The organism is Humibacter sp. RRB41 (genome assembly GCF_022761015.1).
Taxonomy (GTDB): domain Bacteria; phylum Actinomycetota; class Actinomycetes; order Actinomycetales; family Microbacteriaceae; genus Humibacter.
In genome coordinates this window covers 1-16,549 of sequence record NZ_JAKWJQ010000005.1, presented here as the reverse complement: position 1 = coordinate 16,549, position 16,549 = coordinate 1, and the positions used below count along the sequence as shown (strand labels likewise).

Sequence of the window (16,549 nt, the reverse complement as noted above, 5' to 3'; positions counted from 1 at the left end):
AACCAATGTCGACGTCGACACCCGCCAGCGCCTTCAGCCGGCGCACCTTTCTCTCTGTGGCCGCGGCCGGTATCGCCTCGGCCGCTCTCGCCGCCTGCAGTTCGGGCGGCTCCGGCGCATCCGGCGGAACGCTGAAATTCTGGAACATGCCGTGGGGCGGAACGGCCTTCAACCCGCTCGACAAGAAGATCACCCTGGCCTACAAGCCGGCGAGCGGGCTCCCCTCAGCCACGTACCAGGAGATTCAGTGGTCGAACTTCAATCAGACGTTCTCCTCCGCTGTCGTCTCAGGCACGGGTCCCGCGGTGAGCTCAGGCGGCGGGACGCAAGCGTTCCAGTTCGCCACGCAGGACAAGATCGCGTACGCGGACCATCTCATCGACAGCTGGAAGTCCAACGGCCTCTACGACGACTTCCTCCCTGGCCTGCTCGATGCCATGAAGACCGACAAGGGCTACGTCGCGATCCCCTACAACCTCGACATGCGTGTCTTCTGGTACAACAAGGCGTTGCTCGAGAAGGCGGGGGCTGACGTCCCGACGGACTGGCAGAGCTATCTGGACACCTCTGCGGCCTTGAAGAAGATCGGCGTATACGGTTTCAGCCTGAGCAGCGCATCGAGCAACGGCAACAGCTTCCAAACGCTGACCGGCGTTTTGATCAACAACGGCGGCGGACTCTTCGACGAGGAGCAGAAGCCGAACTGCGTGACGCAGACGAACATCGATGCGCTCGACTGGGTGGTCGAGATGGTGAAGAAGGGGTACGTCGATCCTGGCAACCTCGGCTACTCCAGCACGAACACGAACACGCAATGGAGCAACCGCACCTGCGCGATGGGTATCGACGTCCCGGGGCTGCCGCAGAACGTGACGGGAGCCGTGCAGCAGGAGCTCGTGCTCGGCGACCCTCTGGTGAGCGCCGCAGGCAAGAAGGGCGCCCTGTACTTCCCGAACAACATCATGATGTACAAGAACACGCCAAGCCAGAAGGGCTCGGAAGCGTTCATGACCTACTACTACAAGCACATGTCGAAGCTGTGGACGCAGAACACCGGCATCGGTCTGCCTCCGCTCAAGTCCATCGCAGAGACGACCGAGTTCAAGTCGAACGCGAGCAACGTGAAGCTCGTGGATGTCTGGCAGCCGATCAGCAAGACCTGGGCGGCTCCCGGCGGAACGGCTTTGTTCGCGAACGTCTCCCTCGTCGACAGCACTCCAGCGATGACGACCTGGGCCCAGTCGGTCATCTCGCTCAAGGCCACGCCGAAGGAGGCACTCACGACCCTGCAGGCGACGCTCACGTCGCAGCTGAAGAAGTGAACGCACCCGGCCGCGTCCCGATCAACCCGATACTGCCCGGGTTCTACCCGGACCCATCGATCTGCCGGGTCGGCGACCGGTACCTGCTGGCGAACTCGACCTTCGAATACCTGCCGGGCATCCCGCTGCACGAAAGCACCGATCTGATCCACTGGCATCCGATCGGCTCGGCTGTGACCCGACCGGAAGCATTCGGTCTCGAAACGGCGCGCGATTCAGGTGGCCTCTATGCGCCGACGATCCGCTTTCACGACGGCGTCTACTACCTCGTCGGATCGCAGGTCGACCGCGGCCCCGACGCTCAGTTCATCCTCACCGCCTCCGACCCGTCCGGTCCGTGGTCCGACCCTGTGTGGGTGAGGGGGGCCGAGGGGTTCGACCCCTCGATCTTCTTCCACGGGGATGCCGTGTACTGGTGCGCTGCACGCCCGGCGGAACCAGCCGAGCTCGAGGGCCAAACGGAGATCTGGGTACACGAGGTCGATGTCGCGACCGGCCGGCTCCTCGGCGACGAGACCGTGGTCTGGCGGGGCGCGGCGCGCGACGCGGTCTGGTCGGAGGGCCCGCATCTCTTCGAGCGCGATGGTTGGTTCTACCTGCTCACGGCGGAGGGCGGCACGTACCGCGACCACGCTGTGGTGATCGCACGCTCCAGATCGGTGAGCGGACCGTACGAGGGATGCCCGCGCAACCCGATCCTGACGCATCGCCATCTCGGCGGCACGTACCCCGTGCAGAACGTCGGCCACGCCGACCTCGTCGAGCGGCAGGACGGAACCTGGGCCGCTGTCGTCCTGGGCGTGCGCGTCGACGGAGGCAGGCACATCCTCGGACGCGAGACCTTCCTCGCCGAAGTGACCTGGGAAGACGGCTGGCCGGTGGTGAACCCCGGTGAGGGCGTGCTTCGCGACGTCGGCGACCGGGCGGATGTCTGGGCGCAGCACCCCCCTCGCGCCGATGGCGCCCTCACGGTGCGCGGCGCCGCCGACTTTGCGAAGGAGACGGCAGACGGTGTCGTACTCACCACTCCGGTCTCCGCGTCGGGAACGCCGCGGCGACCTTCAGGCTTGTTCCATCGCCTGACGCATCGCGCCGCACGGATGCGCGTGGACTTCGCCGAGATCTCCCCGGGTGCGATTGCCGGGCTGGCTCTTCGTCAGAGCGACACGTACTCGATCCGCGCGGAGGTGGACGACGGCTCCGTACGGGTCATCGAGCGGGTCGCCGGTGTGGACACCGAGCATGACAGCTGGACCGTCGACGACGCGAAGACCTTGTCCGTCGTCGCCGAGCTCGATCCAGCGCAGGTGAGATTCCGCCTCGGCTCCCGTTCGTCCGTCCCGATCGACACAGCCGTGCTGAGTTCGGAGGTCGCCGGCGGCTTCGTCGGGACCGTCTGGGGTCCGTTCGTGGCAGGAGCCGCAGGCTCGCGTGCGTGCGTGACCGGCGTCGGTTACCGCGGCCTCGGGTCCGTCGCGGGTGAGGCATCCTGAACCGGCGGCTCCCGTAGTCCCCGTCGACCCGGCACTGAATTGCCGAGCGGCCACGCTATTCACGTGAATTGAGGTCCGGCTCGACAGTTCAGTGCCGGGTCGACGCTTAGGGTGTGGCGGGGAGTGGGCAGAAGGGCGCCTACTTCACCGAACCTGCCGTCAGACCACCGACGATGTACTTCTGCAGCAGCAGGAAGACGACCATCACGGGCAGCGCGGCCAGCACAGCGCCCGCGGCGAAGATAGACCAGTTGTTCGAGAACTGCTGCGACACGAAGGTGTAGAGGCCGACCGCGAGGGTCTGAGTGTTCGGGTCGGTCAGCACGATCGACGCGATGACGTACTCGCCTGTCGTCGCGATGAACGACAGCAGCCCGACGACCGCGAGGATCGGCGCGACCAGCCGCAGGATGATCGTGAAGAAGATCTGCGCGTGACTCGCGCCGTCGATCTTCGCGGCCTCGTCGATCGACATCGGAACAGTGTTGAAGAATCCGTACATGAGATAGGTGTTCACGCCGAGCGCGCCGCCGAGGTAGACGAGCATCAAGCCGAGCTGGCTGCCGAGCCCGAGCACGGGGAAGACGTCGCCGAGCGCTGAGAGCAACAGAAAGATGGCGACTACCGCGAGGAACTGCGGAAACATCTGGATCAACATCAACGAGAGCAGACCGATGCGCCGGCCCGTGAACCTCATGCGCGAGAACGCATACGCGGCGAACGCACCGAGGAACACGGTGCTGACCGCCGTGACGACGCCGATCACGAGGGTGTTCGCGAACCAGAGCGCGAACGGTTGGTCGGGGTTCTGGAACAGCTTCACGTAGTTGCCGAAGTTGATCGTCTGGAACAGGTCGTTCGATCCGACCAGCGAACCCGACGGGTTGAGAGATGCCGACAGCACGTAGAGAAGAGGGAACACGGCGAACACCACCATCACGATCGCCACGAGGTGCCGCCACCCGGTCTGCGTGAACCAACGGCCGAGGTTGAAGGGACGACGACGCGTCGTCTGCGCTGCTGACATCAGTTGATCTCCTCGAGTGCCTTCGTGCGCCGGAACGCGATGATCGAGACCACCGCGACAAGGATGAAGATGAGGATCGACAGCGCGCTCGCAAGACCGTAGTCACGCACTCCGCCCTGACCGAACGCGATCTTGTAGACCATGGTGATGAGCAGGTCGGTGGACCCGATGTCGAGCGTCGTGTCGGTGAACCTCGGCCAGCCCCTGGTGAGCATGTAGATCACGTTGAAGTTGTTGAAGTTGAACGCGAACGACGCGATCAGCAGGGGTGCGACCGAGACCAGCAGCAGCGGGAGCTTGATGGCACGGAAGATGCGCAACGGGCTCGCGCCATCCACCTTGGCCGCCTCGTCGACCTCCTCAGGCAACGACTGCAGCGCGCCGGTGCAGACCAGGAACATGTACGGGTAGCCGAGCCACAGGTTGACGAGGATGACGCTGACTCTGGCCAACCACGGATCCGTCAGCCAGGGAATCTGGGCACCACCGAACAGCACTTGGTTGATGAAGCCGAACTCCGGGTTCATCATGCCTGCCCAGACCAGGCCGGAGAGGAAGGCGGGGAACGCGTACGGCAGGATCACCAGCACCCGGTAGATCTTCTTGCCGCGCAGCTTGGGATGGTTGAGCACCATCGCGAGGAAGAGGCCGAGCGCGAAGGTGGTGATCACGGACAGGATGGCGAAGGCGAACGTCCACAGGATGACGCGCCACAGCGGTCCCGCGAGCTGGCTGTCGGTGAACGCCTTCGCGAAGTTGGCGAAGCCGACATCGATCTTCCAGCCGGGACTCAGCGCCTTCGAGCCGTCTTCGGTGGCGAACTCGCCCTGACCGTTGTCGACGAACACCGTGCCCGCCGAGTTGGTGAACGTGTCGTCCTTCTGGTTGTAGACCAGGTCGGAACGGTACACGTAGCCGGTACTCGCGTCGTCGGTGCGGAGCGATCCGTCGTTCGGATCCGTACTGAGCGGCACGGAAAGGCTGGTGATCTCGTCCTGCCGGTCGAGCACCTGGGCGAGGTTCAGAGTGGTGTAGCCGGGAGCCTTCGTGGCTTTATCGTCTGCGAACGTGGCATCCTTCACGACCCTCATGGGCTGGCCGGTCGTGCCGAGCAGCGCGGTGCCGTCCTTCGGGTCGGTCGCCAGCAGGTACAACCGGCTTCCTCGCTCGAGGATGCTCACCGGGTACGCTGCAGAGTTCGGCACGCGCTTCAGGCCGTTCGCGCTGATCGCGGCGATGGCATCCGTCTTCGATCCGTTGTGACCGTCGCTGTAGTTCGTGAACGCGATGTAGCCGCTGTACAGGATGACGAACACCTGGAACACCAGCAGAAAGACGACGCCTGGCGTGAGGTATTTGGCGGGGAGTCGCTTGCCACGGCCGAGGTAGATCCAGTTGATCGCACCCGTGATCAGCAGCACGATCACGATCGGGATCCACATGTGCAGCCCGGCCATCACGAAGACGGCCCAGACCACGATCGCGTCGAGAAGTCCCAGCAGAATGATCTTCGCGAGGAGGCCGCCGATGCCGCTGCCTCCGGCGTTCAGGCGCTGGATGTCCACGCGCCCGGCTCCGCCCCTGCCCTTTCGCCGTGGCGGCTTGCCGCCGGTGCGCGGCACGGATGCCGGTTCCGCTTCGTCCGCATGCTCCGCTTGCAGCGTGCCGGCCTCGTCGTCAGCCATGTCTGGTCCTCGTGTCATACGGGTGGGGCCGGCTCGACGCCGGCCCCACCGCGCCCGCAGAACGGGCTATTTGATCTTCGACTCGATGTTGGTCACCGCGGTGTTCCACACCGTGGTCGGGTCGCCCTGACCCTTGATCAGCTGCAGCTCTGCTGCGCCCCAGTCCGCCCAGACGGACGCCATCTCGGGGATCGCGGGCATCGGAACGCCGTTCAGGCCGATGTCGCCGAACGACTTGATGTCGGCGTCGGTCTTCGCGACCGTGGCGTAGGCGGTCTTCAGCGCCGGCGGGCGTCCGCCGACCTTGTACAGGGCCTCCTGTGCGCTGTCGGTGCCCAGGTAGTCGATGAGGAACTTGGTCGCCGCGACCTTGTTCGGGCTCTTCGCGCTGATGAAGAACGCGTTCACGCCGAGGAACGGCTTCGCGGTCTCGCCGCCGGCCGAGGGCAGCGGGTCGATCGCGTACTTGATGCCGGCCTTCTTGATGGCCGGAATGTTCCAGGGACCGGTCAGGTAGTACGCGGACTGGCCCTTGTCGAATGCGTCGAGCGCGATGTCGCCGGTGATGTTCGCGTTCAGGATGCCGCTCTGCCCCCACTGCTTGACGGCCGCAGCGAACGTGAGCCCGTCCGCGTCGCCGAGGGTGAGCTTCGTGGCGTCGTAGGACCCATCAGTCTTCTGTGCGAAGACAGACGAGCCGTACGAGGTCTGCAACGGATACATGTGGTAGGGATCGCCCTGCTTCGGGTCGAGGCCGAGAAGAAACGGGTATTTGACGGTGCTGGACTGCGCCGCCTTGCCCTTCGCGATCACCTCGTCGAACGTGGCCGAGGCTTCGGGGACGAGCACCGTGTTGCGCACCAGCGCGACGTTCTCGATCGAGTACGGCAGACCGTAGACGTTGCCGTCGTAGGTGACGGCCTGGATCGCCACGTCGGCGTAATCCTTCGTCTTGTCGCCGAGCTGCAGCGGCGCCACGACGCCGTTCTGCACGTAGGCGCCGAGCTTGTCGTGCGGGCTGACGATCAGGTCGGGGCCTTTGCCGGTCGGAACCTGGCTGATGAAGTCCTTGTCGACGTTCGCGAAGTCCTTGACGACGAGCTTCACCGTGATGCCGGTGTCCTTCTTGAACTTCGCGGCGATCGGCTTGATGGCCGGAGCACGCTGAGTGTCGAGCCAGATCGTGATGGTCTGGCCGGAGCCGGACGTGCTTCCGCCCGAATCCGGCGTGGCCGAGCAGGCCGCAAGCGCCACGGTCGTCAGCCCTGCTCCGGCCAGCCCGAAGAACGTGCGGCGGCTGAACGCGCTGCTGCTGGGTGTCACCGTCATTGGTGTGCCTTTCGTGTATCTGTGAGAGGGAGCGGGGCGGCCGTCGCACGGAAGGAGAGGGCCGATCTCCCGAGGGGATGCAAGCGCTTCCATCTATAGCAAACGCTTGCAATCAATTCCAAACGGCGTTACCGAATCGTGGCCGAGGTCATGACAATCCGCAGAATGTAAGGAGATACTACGAATGAATGCATTGCAAGCGTTTGCATGATTCTCGTACAGTGGCTCCCACTACCACGTGCAATGAGGGAACATTGCGGTGCACGTGCATGTAACGAAACGAACCAAGGACTTCACTCGTGACCACGCCAATCACTTCGAGCACTGCCCCTTCGAGCACTGACGCGTCGAGCAGTGCCACAGCGACGAGCACGGCTGCGCAGTCGCATCCCTCCGGCGAGAAGGAGTGGTGGCGCACCGCCGTCATCTACCAGGTGTATCCGCGCTCTTTCGCCGATGGAAACGGCGACGGCGTCGGCGATCTGCCCGGCATCACCGCGCACCTTCCTGCTCTGCGCACGCTCGGCGTCGACGCGATCTGGCTCTCTCCGTTCATGACCTCCCCGCAGCGCGACGCCGGTTACGACGTCGCCGACTACCGTGACGTCGACCCGCTCTTCGGCACGCTCGACGACTTCGATCGGATGCTCGCGACCGCCCACGAGCTCGGCCTGCGCGTCATCGTCGACCTGGTGCCGAATCACACCTCGTCGGAGCACGCCTGGTTCAAGGCCGCGCTGGCATCCGCAGAGGGCAGCGAAGCACGCGAGCACTACTACTTCCGCGACGGCAAGGGGGAGAACGGCGACCTTCCGCCGAACAACTGGGAGTCCGTCTTCGGTGGTCCCGCATGGACGCGCATCACGAACCCCGACGGCACTCCCGGCCAGTGGTACTTGCACCTGTTCGACACCTCGCAGCCCGACCTCAACTGGGCGGATCAGTGGGTGTGGGAGCAGTTCCGCGGCATTCTGCGGTTCTGGCTCGACCGCGGTGTCGACGGATTCCGCATCGACGTCGCCCACGGCATGGTCAAGGTCGCCGGTCTGCCCGATTACACGCCGGCCGAGCACGAGGGATCGCTGAGCGGCGCGAGCGTCACGCTCGAGCCCGACATCAGCGACGAGCCGCCCGGCGCACCGTTCTGGGGTCAGGAGGGCGGACACGAGATCTTCCGCGACTGGCACAACGTGCTCGCCGAATACGACGGCGACCGCGCGCTGTGCGGCGAAGCGTGGGTGAGCCCGCCCGCCAAGCTCGCCCGCTACGTGCGGCCCGACGAGATGCAGCAGACCTTCAACTTCTCGTACCTCGAGACGCCGTGGAACGCCGACGCGCTGCACAAGGTGATCGACGACTCCCTCGAGGCGTTCGGCGAGGTCGGTGCGCCCAGCACCTGGGTGCTGTCGAATCACGACGTCGTGCGCCACGCTACCCGGCTCGGATTCTCCGAGGAGAGTCCGCAGGGCCACGGCCTCGGCCCCAAGACACCCTTCCGGCCTGACGCCGTTCTCGGCCTGCGCCGCGCCCGCGCCGCGACCACGCTGATGCTGGCGCTGCCCGGCTCCGCCTACCTCTACCAGGGCGAAGAACTCGGTCTGCCCGAGGTGATCGACCTGCCGGACTCGGCGCGACAGGACCCGACCTGGTTCCGCACGAACGGCGAGCGCTATGGGCGTGACGGATGCCGCGTGCCGATCCCCTGGACCGCCGACGGCCCGTCATACGGGTTCAACGAGACCGGCGCGAGCTGGCTCCCGCAGCCTGCAGAGTGGGCGAAGCTCGCCCGCGACGTCGAGGCGACGGATCCGCAGTCGACACTGTCGCTGTACGAACGACTGCTGTCGGAGCGCGAGGCACGTTCGCTCGGGGCGGGAACGCTCGACTGGGTCGATGGCCTCGGCGACGAGGTCGTCGCGTTCCGCAACGGCGACGTGACGGTGATCGCGAACCTGGGGCAGGCATCCGTGCCGCTGCCCGACGGCGACGTCATCGTCTCGAGCGAACCCCTGGAAGGTCGCGAACTGCCGGTCGACACGACCGTGTGGCTGGCATTCTGAGTCGTGCTCGACTCGCCGGTACGATGACGGCAGGAGTGCGCCGGCACACGTCCCGGCACGGACGCAGGTGAGGCGATGGCAGGCATCGAAGAGGTCGCCCGGCTCGCCGGCGTCTCGACCGCGACCGTCTCGCGTGCGCTGAGCGGCAACGGCCACGTCTCCCCCACCACGCGCGAGCGCGTACAGGCCGCGGCAGCCGAACTCGGCTATGTCGTGTCGTCGAACGCGTCGAGCCTGGCATCCGGCCGTACCCGCAACGTCGGGGTGGTCGTGCCGTTCCTGTCGCGCTGGTACTTCTCGTCCGTCGTCGACGGCGCGGAGGCGGCGCTGCTGAGCAAGGGCTACGACCTGACGCTCTACAACCTGAGCGGCGGCGAGGAGCCGCGGCGCAGCGTGTTCGAGCACTTCCTGCTGCGCAAGCGAGTGGATGCCGTGATCGCCGTCGCGCTCGAACTCACCGACGACGAGGTGAAGCGGCTGCTCGACATCCACAAGCCGATGGTCGGCATCGGCGGCCCGATACCCGGGGTGCGCACGCTCACCCTCGACGACGTCGCCGTCGCGCAGCTGGCCACCGAACACCTGATCTCGCTCGGCCACACGCAGATCGCGCACGTCGGGGGCGCAGTCGAGCTCGACCTGGACTTCCACCTCGGGTCGACACGGCGCCGCGGGTTCGAGCGGGCGATGCATGAGGCGAACCTGCCGATCAGGGACGATCTCTACCAGCCGGCCGATTTCACCATCAACGGTGGTTACGCGGCGGGCAAGCAGCTGTTGGGTCGGCCGTACGACCGCCCGACCGCGATCTTCGCGGCATCCGACGAGATGGCGATCGGATGCCTGCTCGCCGCCCGCGACCTCGGCCTGAGCGTTCCCCGTGACGTGTCGATCGTCGGCATCGACGACCACGAGCTCGCCGAGTTCTTCGGCCTCACGACAGTCGCGCAGTTCCCACGTCAGCAGGGCGAACTTGCGGTGGATGTGCTCATGGGCGAGCTGATGCCGGATGCGGGTGCGCCCGCCGCGCTCGACACCGAGCTGCCGTTCCAGCTGATCGTGCGATCAAGCACGGCGCGTCCGGCCGAAGCGGACGCCCGACCGTCAAGCGTGTTCTGAGACCACGGGAGCTACAACGCGCGAACGCGATTGTTGCGCGCGTCGTGCGTCAATTCGACCAGTCCCAGCCGCTCCAGCAGCGGCGGCAGGTACATGCCGAATCGACCCCGGTAGCCCTTGCGCAGTCCGTACCATCCGCCGACCGGATTGGCCTCCGACCGTCCCCACGCCTCGACCGTGCCGTCGGCCGCCGGCTTCTGTTCGTCCGCTGCTCCGAGCGGAACCCAGTCGCCCTGCGAGCGCAGCCACTCCGCGAGATCATCGATCGCGCTCCCCCGGTAGCGCAACTGCGTCGAGCCGACCTGGCAGACCAGCTCGTCGCCATCTCGGTACATCGTGTAGTCGGACGACCCGGGTGCCGTCTTCAGGCGCCACGGATTCTCTTTCGTTCCCTCGCCTTGTGCGCTCGCTGCGTCGGCCATCGGAACACCCCCTTCGACGGGTCCCCGTCGACACCGTCATTGCAACGGTAGACCTGAGCAGAGCTCAGCGGTCGACGACGCCGAGTTCGTCCAGGATCGGTTCGAGCTGAGCCCAGAGCCCTGGTTCAGCCGCGATGGTCAGGGCGCGGCTGGCGGGAACACCGTGAAGACCCGTCACCTTCGCACCAGCCTCGGAGGCGACGAACGCGCCGCCCGCGTGATCCCAGGGCTTCAGGCCCTTCTCGTAGTAGGCATCCAGCCGGCCGGCCGCGACACTGCAGAGGTCGAGTGCTGCCGAACCGATGCGACGGATGTCCCTCACTCGCGGAATCAGCCCGCTCACGGCCTCGGCCTGCAACCCGCGTCGCCGCGAGTCGTACGAGAATCCCGTGCCGACCAAGGCGAGCGAGAGCTGCTTGCCGGTCGCCACCTGCAGCCTGGACGTGCCGAGGTACGCGCCGCCGCCCGCACTGGCGGTGAACACCTCGCCGGTGGCGGGCTTCACGACGGCGGCGGCCAGTGCGCGCCACGTGTTCGGGTCAGGGTCGCCCTCGACGACCGCGATCGAGACCGCGTAGTCGGGGATGCCGTAGAGGTAGTTCACTGTGCCGTCGATCGGGTCGACGATCCAGGTCAGCCCGCTCTTGCCGGCCGTCGCCTCGCTCTCCTCGCCGAAGAACCCGTCGTCGGGGCGTGCCGCGGCGATGCGGCCGCGGATGAGATTCTCCGACTCGCGATCGGCAGCCGTGACGATGTCCTCTGGCGCAGTCTTGGTTGCAGCGACCTCGACGCCCTCTTCACGCCGGGAGCGCACGAGTTCGCCTGCCTCCAACGCGATCGATCTGGCCAGGTCGAGGAGCTCTGCGTTCACGTCGGGCATGCCTTCGATGCTAGGCCGTGCGCCTCGGCGCTCCGTAGCCGACCCGTGCCCGGGATTCTCTTTGGCGTGTCGCGCAAGCCCGACTTATGCTCCCTTCATCGAATATTTCTTCGAGTCAATTCGAGGAGGCATGCCGTGAGCATCACTCATACCACCGACATCGTCGCAGTCTGGGTCAACCCTGGGGGAGCGCCGACACGGATGTTCTGGGCCGGTCGCCGCTATCGCGTCACTGACACCCCGACTCGCCTGGGCCCGGGTGCCGACCTGCTGTTCAATCCGGCGCTCACGCATCCGCCATCACCGTTGAGCGGGTGGCGGTTCCAGGGATCCAGCGACGACGGGGACACCAGGGTGTTCGACGTGCGATGCGCCGACGGCGGTGCATGGCAACTCATCCGCGTGATCGATTGAGCGATGCGAGCGCGCCCACGACTCTCGCTGTGCCAGCATTGCGTACGTGACCAGCCAATCCGACGACTACGACCAAGACGCGGTGGATGCTGCGGAGATCGCCGCGTCACGGCATCCGTCTGACAAGCCGATCTACCGTGCCACTCCGCAGGAGGGCATCAAACGCTTCTTCACGAAGTACGCGGTCTTCCACGGACGTGCGAGCCGTAGCGAGTTCTGGTGGGCTGCCGTGCTGGCCATCGTCGTCTTCCTCGTCGTCGGCATCGCTGTCGAGATGGTGAACGCGATCACGGACCCGTCCGATCCGCGCCCCACCCCGGCGAGCACGGTGATCGGCATCGTGTACCTCGTCTACGCGGTGGCGACGCTGGTGCCGAGCGTTGCCGTGTTCGTGCGCCGCCTGCACGACGCGAACCTGTCGGGGTGGTGGGTGCTGCTCGTCATCGTCCCGTTCTTCGGGGTGGTGATCGGCGTCATCTTCGCTGTGCTGCCCAGGCAGAGCTACGGCAAACGGTTCGACCGGGTGTGAGTCCGCCGCATACGTTCCGCGCTACGGCGTGGCCGTTCGGCCGGTCTGCTGCTCCCACAGCTCGAGTTCACGGGTGAGCGCCTTCGCCAGCTCGAACACCTGCTCGGGCGGAATGCGGATGCGCGTGACGACGCGAGCGTTGACCGCACGTTGCGCGTTGCCGTGCTCGTCACGAGTCTCGGTGGCTGGGCCCCGAAGCGATGCGAAGTCGAGCACGAACACGTTGTCGGTATGCCAGATGCTGGCGAAGTCGGCGAACCCACCTGCTTCCACTTCCGGCGGGATCTCGAAGTTGATCTGGGTGGGTACGTCGCCCTGCTCGTCGGCCACTGCGCCTCCTCATTCACAGCGAGCCTAGGCGGTGCCCCGCACCGGGCCCACCGCGCCGTGCAATCAACCGAGCGTCGCCTGCGAGGGGAGGATGCCGAGCCTGGTCGCCTTGCGCACCGCGTCGATGCGCGAGGTCGCTCCGAGCTTGATGTTGATGTTGTTCGCGTGCCGCTTCACCGTGCCCTCTGCGATGCTCAGCTCTGCGCCGATCTCCTTGTTCGAGTACGCCTGGGCGATCAGACGCAGCACCGCGTACTCGCGCTCGGACAACAGGTCGCTGTGCCCCTCCTCCGCGCCGGGCGGGATCTGAGGCGAGTCGGTGGTCGCCGCGTGCAGGATCGCCGCGACCACGTCGCTGCTCGGCGCGGTCTTCGTCAGGTATGCGGAGGCGCCGGCGGCGAGCAGTTCAGACTGCAGGCGGACATCCTGATGCATGGTCAGCACCACCACCCGCAGGTCGGGCTGCATGCGCTTGACCCTGGCGATCGTCATGCGTGCGGGATCGCCTGGCATGCTCACGTCGAGCAGGAGCACGAGCGGATGCCGCGCCCGCACGAGCTCGAGTGCGCCGTGGCTGTCGGATGCCTGTCCGACGACGCGCAGGCGGGAGTCGCGCCCGAGCAGCGCGACGAGGCCCTCACGGAAGAGGTCGTGGTCGTCGGCGATGCCGACGTCGATGCGGCCGGTCATGTGTCGGCATCCGTGAGCGGGATCGTGAGCCGCACCACTGTGCCGGGACCGGCCGAGGTGGCGATGCTCAGGCGTCCGCCGATCGAGTCGGCGCGTTCGCGCATGTCGAGCAGTCCGATCGATCCGGTCGTGACATCGTCGTGGCTGAAGCCAGGGCCGTTGTCCGCGATCGTGACCGCCAGGGTGCGTCGGCGCCAGTCGATGCCCACCGACACCATCGTCGCGCCGACCGCGTGGGTGCGTGCATTGCGGATCGCTTCGAGCACGATCATGAAGACTTCTTCGGCGGTCGACGCCGTCAGCGGTCTCGAGGGTCCGGCGGAGGAGACCACGACGCGAGGCGGCATGGTCGACGTCTCCGCCGCGTAGTCGGAGATCGCCTTCTCGAGGGTGCGGGAGCCGACGAGCTGTCGAAGATCGAGTGCCATGTTCTGCACGTCCATCAGGGTCTGGCGCAACGTGTGCGCTGCGGCCGAGAGGTCGGAGGCATCCTCGCCGTCGTTCAGCGAGCTGAGTTCGATGCGCTGGATGCCCGCCGCGATGCCGTGCGCCACCCGGTCGTGCAGATCACGCGAGAGCCGAAAGCGGCTCTCCTGATGGGCGGTGGAGAGTCGCTCGCGCATGGCCTGCGTGTAGGCGACGGCGCCGGGTGGGAAGCGGCGGAACACGGCGTGGTGCAGGATCCTCGCGACGCGCACCGCACGAACGGGTGGCTGGAGCAGCTCCGCCCAGGATGCCAGTGGCTCGATCGCCTGATCGAACAGCACCTCGGCCGCGAGAAGACTCTCGGCGGGATGGCTGTCCTGTCCGGCGCGCAGCCGGCCGAGCGCTTCGAGATGTCGCGGCTCCAGTAGATCGGCGGTGGTCGGCGGCAGATGCTCGCCGCTTCCATCGGCGATCGAGGCCGTCGCCTCTGCCAGGATGGCGATCGCCTGTCGCTCGAATGCGGGATCCAACGTGCCGCCCTCGCTGAGGCGACTGCCGTGCTCGTGAAGCGCGTCTCGCACGCTGCGCATGATGCCTGCGCGGACATCCGTCAGAGTGCTGCCGTTCACTCCGCGGAGACTAGCATCTGCGGATTCGATGCGAGGGCTCCAGCTCACGCAGCACCGCTCGTCGACGCGCCGCCCCTGGAACGTGCGAGCGCAGCCTCGGCGAGAGCCGTGAGGTCGACCGAGATCGTGGCCGGCAGCAGCGGAGCGCTCGCGTAGCCGAAGCGGATGGCCGGTTCGGCAGCGGTCTGCGGTGCCGCTGTCGTGTTCGGTGTGGTGTCCTCAGACATGTGCGCCCTCCCGATCGGTGCCCTCACTACGAAGGTAGAGATGGCCGGCGCTCCGCCGCATGTACCGAAGGGTGCAAGAGGACGAGAGTTGCGGACTACTCGAGGTCGTTCTCCGCCAGCACTTGAATGCTGTGGACGCCGTCGATGGCGTTCAATGCGCTGAGAAGCGTGTCGGTCTTCTCCGGTCCGTTCAGCTCGAGAAGAACCGTCACCGATCCCCCTTCGGCCTGGTGAGGTTCGGTGCGACTCACCACCCAGCCACTGGTCGTGATCGCGCCCAGCACGTCGCGCAACAGGCCCTTGCCATCCTGGTAGACGACCTCGACCTCCAACTCGGCCTCCCGTCCGCCTGGCAGGTGTCGGGTGATCGCGGTGAATCCGTACACGACGACGAAGTGCAGTGCGGTGACCGCGAGGGCGAGCAACCAGAGCCCGGCGCCCGCTGCCATGCCGATCGCAGCGGTCTCCCACACGGATGCCGCGGTCGTCAGCCCGCGCACCGTGCCTCTTCTGGTGAGAATGAGGCCCGCACCGAGGAATCCGATTCCGGTGACGATCTGCGCGGCCACGCGCGACGGGTCGAGCACGACGTGATCGGAAAGCACGTCAGTGAACCCGTACTTGCTCACCAGCAGGAAAAGAGCGGATGCCGTGCCGACGATCGCCTGCGTGCGGAGGCCGGCGCTCTTTCCACGCAGCTGACGTTCGAGTCCGATCAGTGAACTCAGCACGAACGCGAGAGCCAGCTCTCCCAGCTGGAGGCAGCCCTGACCTTCGAACGGTGGAACGGAATCGACCACGAGATGAACCATGACTGATCCAGGCTAGACGTGTGGCCGCGGAGAGCGATGCGCGGCGCCACTGCGCCGGGCCGCCGTCGCGCACGGTGAGCACGAGAAGAGCATCGGTCACGAAGACGAGAACTGGCCGGATTGGTACGCGGAGTACATCGTGCGCGAGGCCGCCGGCCAGCAACTGCGGGAGTGACTCCCGGCGACGCCGACGACGCGCGCGACCTGGAAAGGCTCGTCATCGTCGAAAGCCTCCACGGGCTGCAGGCACGCCTCTGCCGCTACGCGTCGTTGAAGACGCGGGTATGCGCAACAGACCTACGAAGGGCACGGCGGCAGATGGCGCATCCGCTCGATCGAATTCACGCACCATGCGTGGCTCGTGGACGCAGTTCGCGGCCGTCGGAGCTCCCGCCACCGCGGCTCAGCACTGGCCGAAGTTCGACATCCTGCACCACACGATGCTCTCGCTGGTCGCACCGACACCGCACGTGAAGACGGACTTCGCGGCCGCCCACCATTGCGGGTTCTGGGCGACCGTTGCCCTGACCACTGGGTGGTAGGTCTTCACCGATTGGCGAGGCGCTGGGGCGGGATAGCGAAAGCCGAACCGGCCCTGGCGTCCCGCTCCTGAGCGGGGGCGAGCATCCTGCTGCCTGCCACGGCTATGGGACAGCTACCGCCCGAATGCTCGAGAACGCCCACCCATAGGCGCCGGCGGTACGATCGGCTGCGTGAGTCGCCAGCCGAAGGACACCAGCCCCATGTGGGTGATCGGCGTCGCAGGGCTCGTGATCGGCGTCATCGTCGCCATCGCCGGGTTCGTGCTCGCCTTCTTCAACGGGGCCGCGACCATCGTCGTCGGCCTCGTCATCGTCGCCGCAGGTCTGGGCGCGCTCGCGTTGGACCGCGCAGAGCAGCGCAGTCGGCTCTAGCGGGCTGATGCGTTGCGGCGGCCTGCACGCTGCACACGCGAGACTTCGCCGAACCCGTCGAGCATTGAAATGCCGAGGGGCCCAGACACGCTACTTCCGCGTGATTCCGGGCCTCTCGGCGGTTGTGGCGAGTGAGGTGCCGGGGGTCGCGACATAGGTGACAGGTGATACGTGACAGGTGAGTCGCGACATATGCGACAGGCTGGCGGGTGTCGAAGAACCGTGTCGCTGTGCTTAAAGT

18 protein-coding genes are annotated in these 16,549 nt (G+C 66.4%); 8 read left to right on the top strand and 10 right to left on the bottom strand.

The features are described 5' to 3' along the window. Positions 1 to 5 precede the first annotated feature (5 nt). Both MJ603_RS13730 and MJ603_RS13725 read left to right on the top strand, forming a co-directional pair. On the top strand, positions 6 to 1,322 hold the full coding sequence (locus tag MJ603_RS13730) for an ABC transporter substrate-binding protein (protein ID WP_243064308.1): 1,317 nt from the start codon (positions 6 to 8) through the stop codon (positions 1,320 to 1,322). Further along, positions 1,319 to 2,815: a glycoside hydrolase family 43 protein gene (locus MJ603_RS13725; protein ID WP_243064307.1), complete on the top strand. Its 1,497-nt coding sequence runs from the start codon at positions 1,319 to 1,321 to the stop codon at positions 2,813 to 2,815. The genes MJ603_RS13730 and MJ603_RS13725 overlap by 4 nt, the downstream gene beginning before the upstream one ends. Positions 2,816 to 2,954: 139 nt before the next feature. Here the strand turns inward: MJ603_RS13725 and MJ603_RS13720 are convergent, their stop codons facing one another. The 3 genes from MJ603_RS13720 to MJ603_RS13710 all read right to left on the bottom strand — a co-directional run bounded on the left by MJ603_RS13720 (position 2,955) and on the right by MJ603_RS13710 (position 6,856). Continuing rightward, positions 2,955 to 3,842, bottom strand: coding sequence for a sugar ABC transporter permease (locus tag MJ603_RS13720; RefSeq protein WP_243064306.1), 888 nt, complete (start codon positions 3,840 to 3,842; stop codon positions 2,955 to 2,957). After that, positions 3,842 to 5,527 (bottom strand): ABC transporter permease subunit, encoded by a 1,686-nt coding sequence (locus MJ603_RS13715; RefSeq protein ID WP_243064305.1) that lies wholly within the window; start codon positions 5,525 to 5,527, stop codon positions 3,842 to 3,844. Before MJ603_RS13715 ends, MJ603_RS13720 begins: the two co-directional genes overlap by 1 nt. Positions 5,528 to 5,593: 66 nt before the next feature. Beyond that, positions 5,594 to 6,856, bottom strand: a complete 1,263-nt coding sequence (locus MJ603_RS13710; protein WP_243064304.1) for a maltose ABC transporter substrate-binding protein — start codon at positions 6,854 to 6,856, stop codon at positions 5,594 to 5,596. A 299-nt stretch (positions 6,857 to 7,155) separates the two neighbouring features. Here MJ603_RS13710 and MJ603_RS13705 point away from each other — a divergent pair, with 299 nt between their 5' ends. Further along, complete coding sequence (locus tag MJ603_RS13705) at positions 7,156 to 8,916, top strand: alpha-amylase family glycosyl hydrolase (RefSeq protein ID WP_374230927.1); 1,761 nt, start codon at positions 7,156 to 7,158, stop codon at positions 8,914 to 8,916. Between the two features lie 75 nt (positions 8,917 to 8,991). Then, positions 8,992 to 10,035, top strand: a complete 1,044-nt coding sequence (locus tag MJ603_RS13700; RefSeq protein ID WP_243064303.1) for a LacI family DNA-binding transcriptional regulator — start codon at positions 8,992 to 8,994, stop codon at positions 10,033 to 10,035. Between the two features lie 11 nt (positions 10,036 to 10,046). Here the strand turns inward: MJ603_RS13700 and MJ603_RS13695 are convergent, their stop codons facing one another. Further along, positions 10,047 to 10,457: a DUF6855 family protein gene (locus MJ603_RS13695; RefSeq protein ID WP_243064302.1), complete on the bottom strand. Its 411-nt coding sequence runs from the start codon at positions 10,455 to 10,457 to the stop codon at positions 10,047 to 10,049. 64 nt (positions 10,458 to 10,521) lie between these two features. Continuing rightward, positions 10,522 to 11,337 (bottom strand): inositol monophosphatase family protein, encoded by an 816-nt coding sequence (locus tag MJ603_RS13690; protein WP_243064301.1) that lies wholly within the window; start codon positions 11,335 to 11,337, stop codon positions 10,522 to 10,524. 135 nt (positions 11,338 to 11,472) lie between these two features. Here MJ603_RS13690 and MJ603_RS13685 point away from each other — a divergent pair, with 135 nt between their 5' ends. Together MJ603_RS13685 and MJ603_RS13680 are read left to right on the top strand one after the other, a co-directional pair. Beyond that, positions 11,473 to 11,751, top strand: a complete 279-nt coding sequence (locus MJ603_RS13685; RefSeq protein ID WP_243064300.1) for a hypothetical protein — start codon at positions 11,473 to 11,475, stop codon at positions 11,749 to 11,751. A gap of 46 nt (positions 11,752 to 11,797) precedes the next feature. Further along, positions 11,798 to 12,280 (top strand): DUF805 domain-containing protein, encoded by a 483-nt coding sequence (locus tag MJ603_RS13680; RefSeq protein ID WP_243064299.1) that lies wholly within the window; start codon positions 11,798 to 11,800, stop codon positions 12,278 to 12,280. A 21-nt stretch (positions 12,281 to 12,301) separates the two neighbouring features. Here MJ603_RS13680 and MJ603_RS13675 read toward each other — a convergent pair whose 3' ends face one another. The 5 genes from MJ603_RS13675 to MJ603_RS13655 form a co-directional block, all read right to left on the bottom strand. After that, on the bottom strand, positions 12,302 to 12,610 hold the full coding sequence (locus tag MJ603_RS13675; RefSeq protein ID WP_243064298.1) for a DUF3467 domain-containing protein: 309 nt from the start codon (positions 12,608 to 12,610) through the stop codon (positions 12,302 to 12,304). A 63-nt stretch (positions 12,611 to 12,673) separates the two neighbouring features. Further along, positions 12,674 to 13,300: a response regulator transcription factor gene (locus tag MJ603_RS13670; RefSeq protein ID WP_243064297.1), complete on the bottom strand. Its 627-nt coding sequence runs from the start codon at positions 13,298 to 13,300 to the stop codon at positions 12,674 to 12,676. Continuing rightward, positions 13,297 to 14,355, bottom strand: coding sequence for a sensor histidine kinase (locus tag MJ603_RS13665; protein ID WP_243064296.1), 1,059 nt, complete (start codon positions 14,353 to 14,355; stop codon positions 13,297 to 13,299). Before MJ603_RS13665 ends, MJ603_RS13670 begins: the two co-directional genes overlap by 4 nt. A 44-nt stretch (positions 14,356 to 14,399) precedes the next feature. Then, positions 14,400 to 14,582 (bottom strand): hypothetical protein, encoded by a 183-nt coding sequence (locus MJ603_RS13660; RefSeq protein ID WP_243064295.1) that lies wholly within the window; start codon positions 14,580 to 14,582, stop codon positions 14,400 to 14,402. 95 nt (positions 14,583 to 14,677) lie between these two features. Beyond that, positions 14,678 to 15,394 carry an MgtC/SapB family protein gene (locus MJ603_RS13655; protein WP_243064294.1) on the bottom strand — a complete coding sequence of 239 codons (717 nt, stop codon included), beginning with the start codon at positions 15,392 to 15,394 and terminating at the stop codon, positions 14,678 to 14,680. Between the two features lie 284 nt (positions 15,395 to 15,678). On the opposite strand from MJ603_RS13655, the gene MJ603_RS13650 reads away from it, so the two are divergent. Both MJ603_RS13650 and MJ603_RS13645 read left to right on the top strand, forming a co-directional pair. After that, entirely contained in the window at positions 15,679 to 15,936 is a 258-nt protein-coding gene (locus MJ603_RS13650; RefSeq protein ID WP_243064293.1) for a hypothetical protein, read from the top strand. A gap of 171 nt (positions 15,937 to 16,107) precedes the next feature. Then, positions 16,108 to 16,308: a hypothetical protein gene (locus tag MJ603_RS13645; protein ID WP_243064292.1), complete on the top strand. Its 201-nt coding sequence runs from the start codon at positions 16,108 to 16,110 to the stop codon at positions 16,306 to 16,308. Positions 16,309 to 16,549 lie beyond the last annotated feature (241 nt).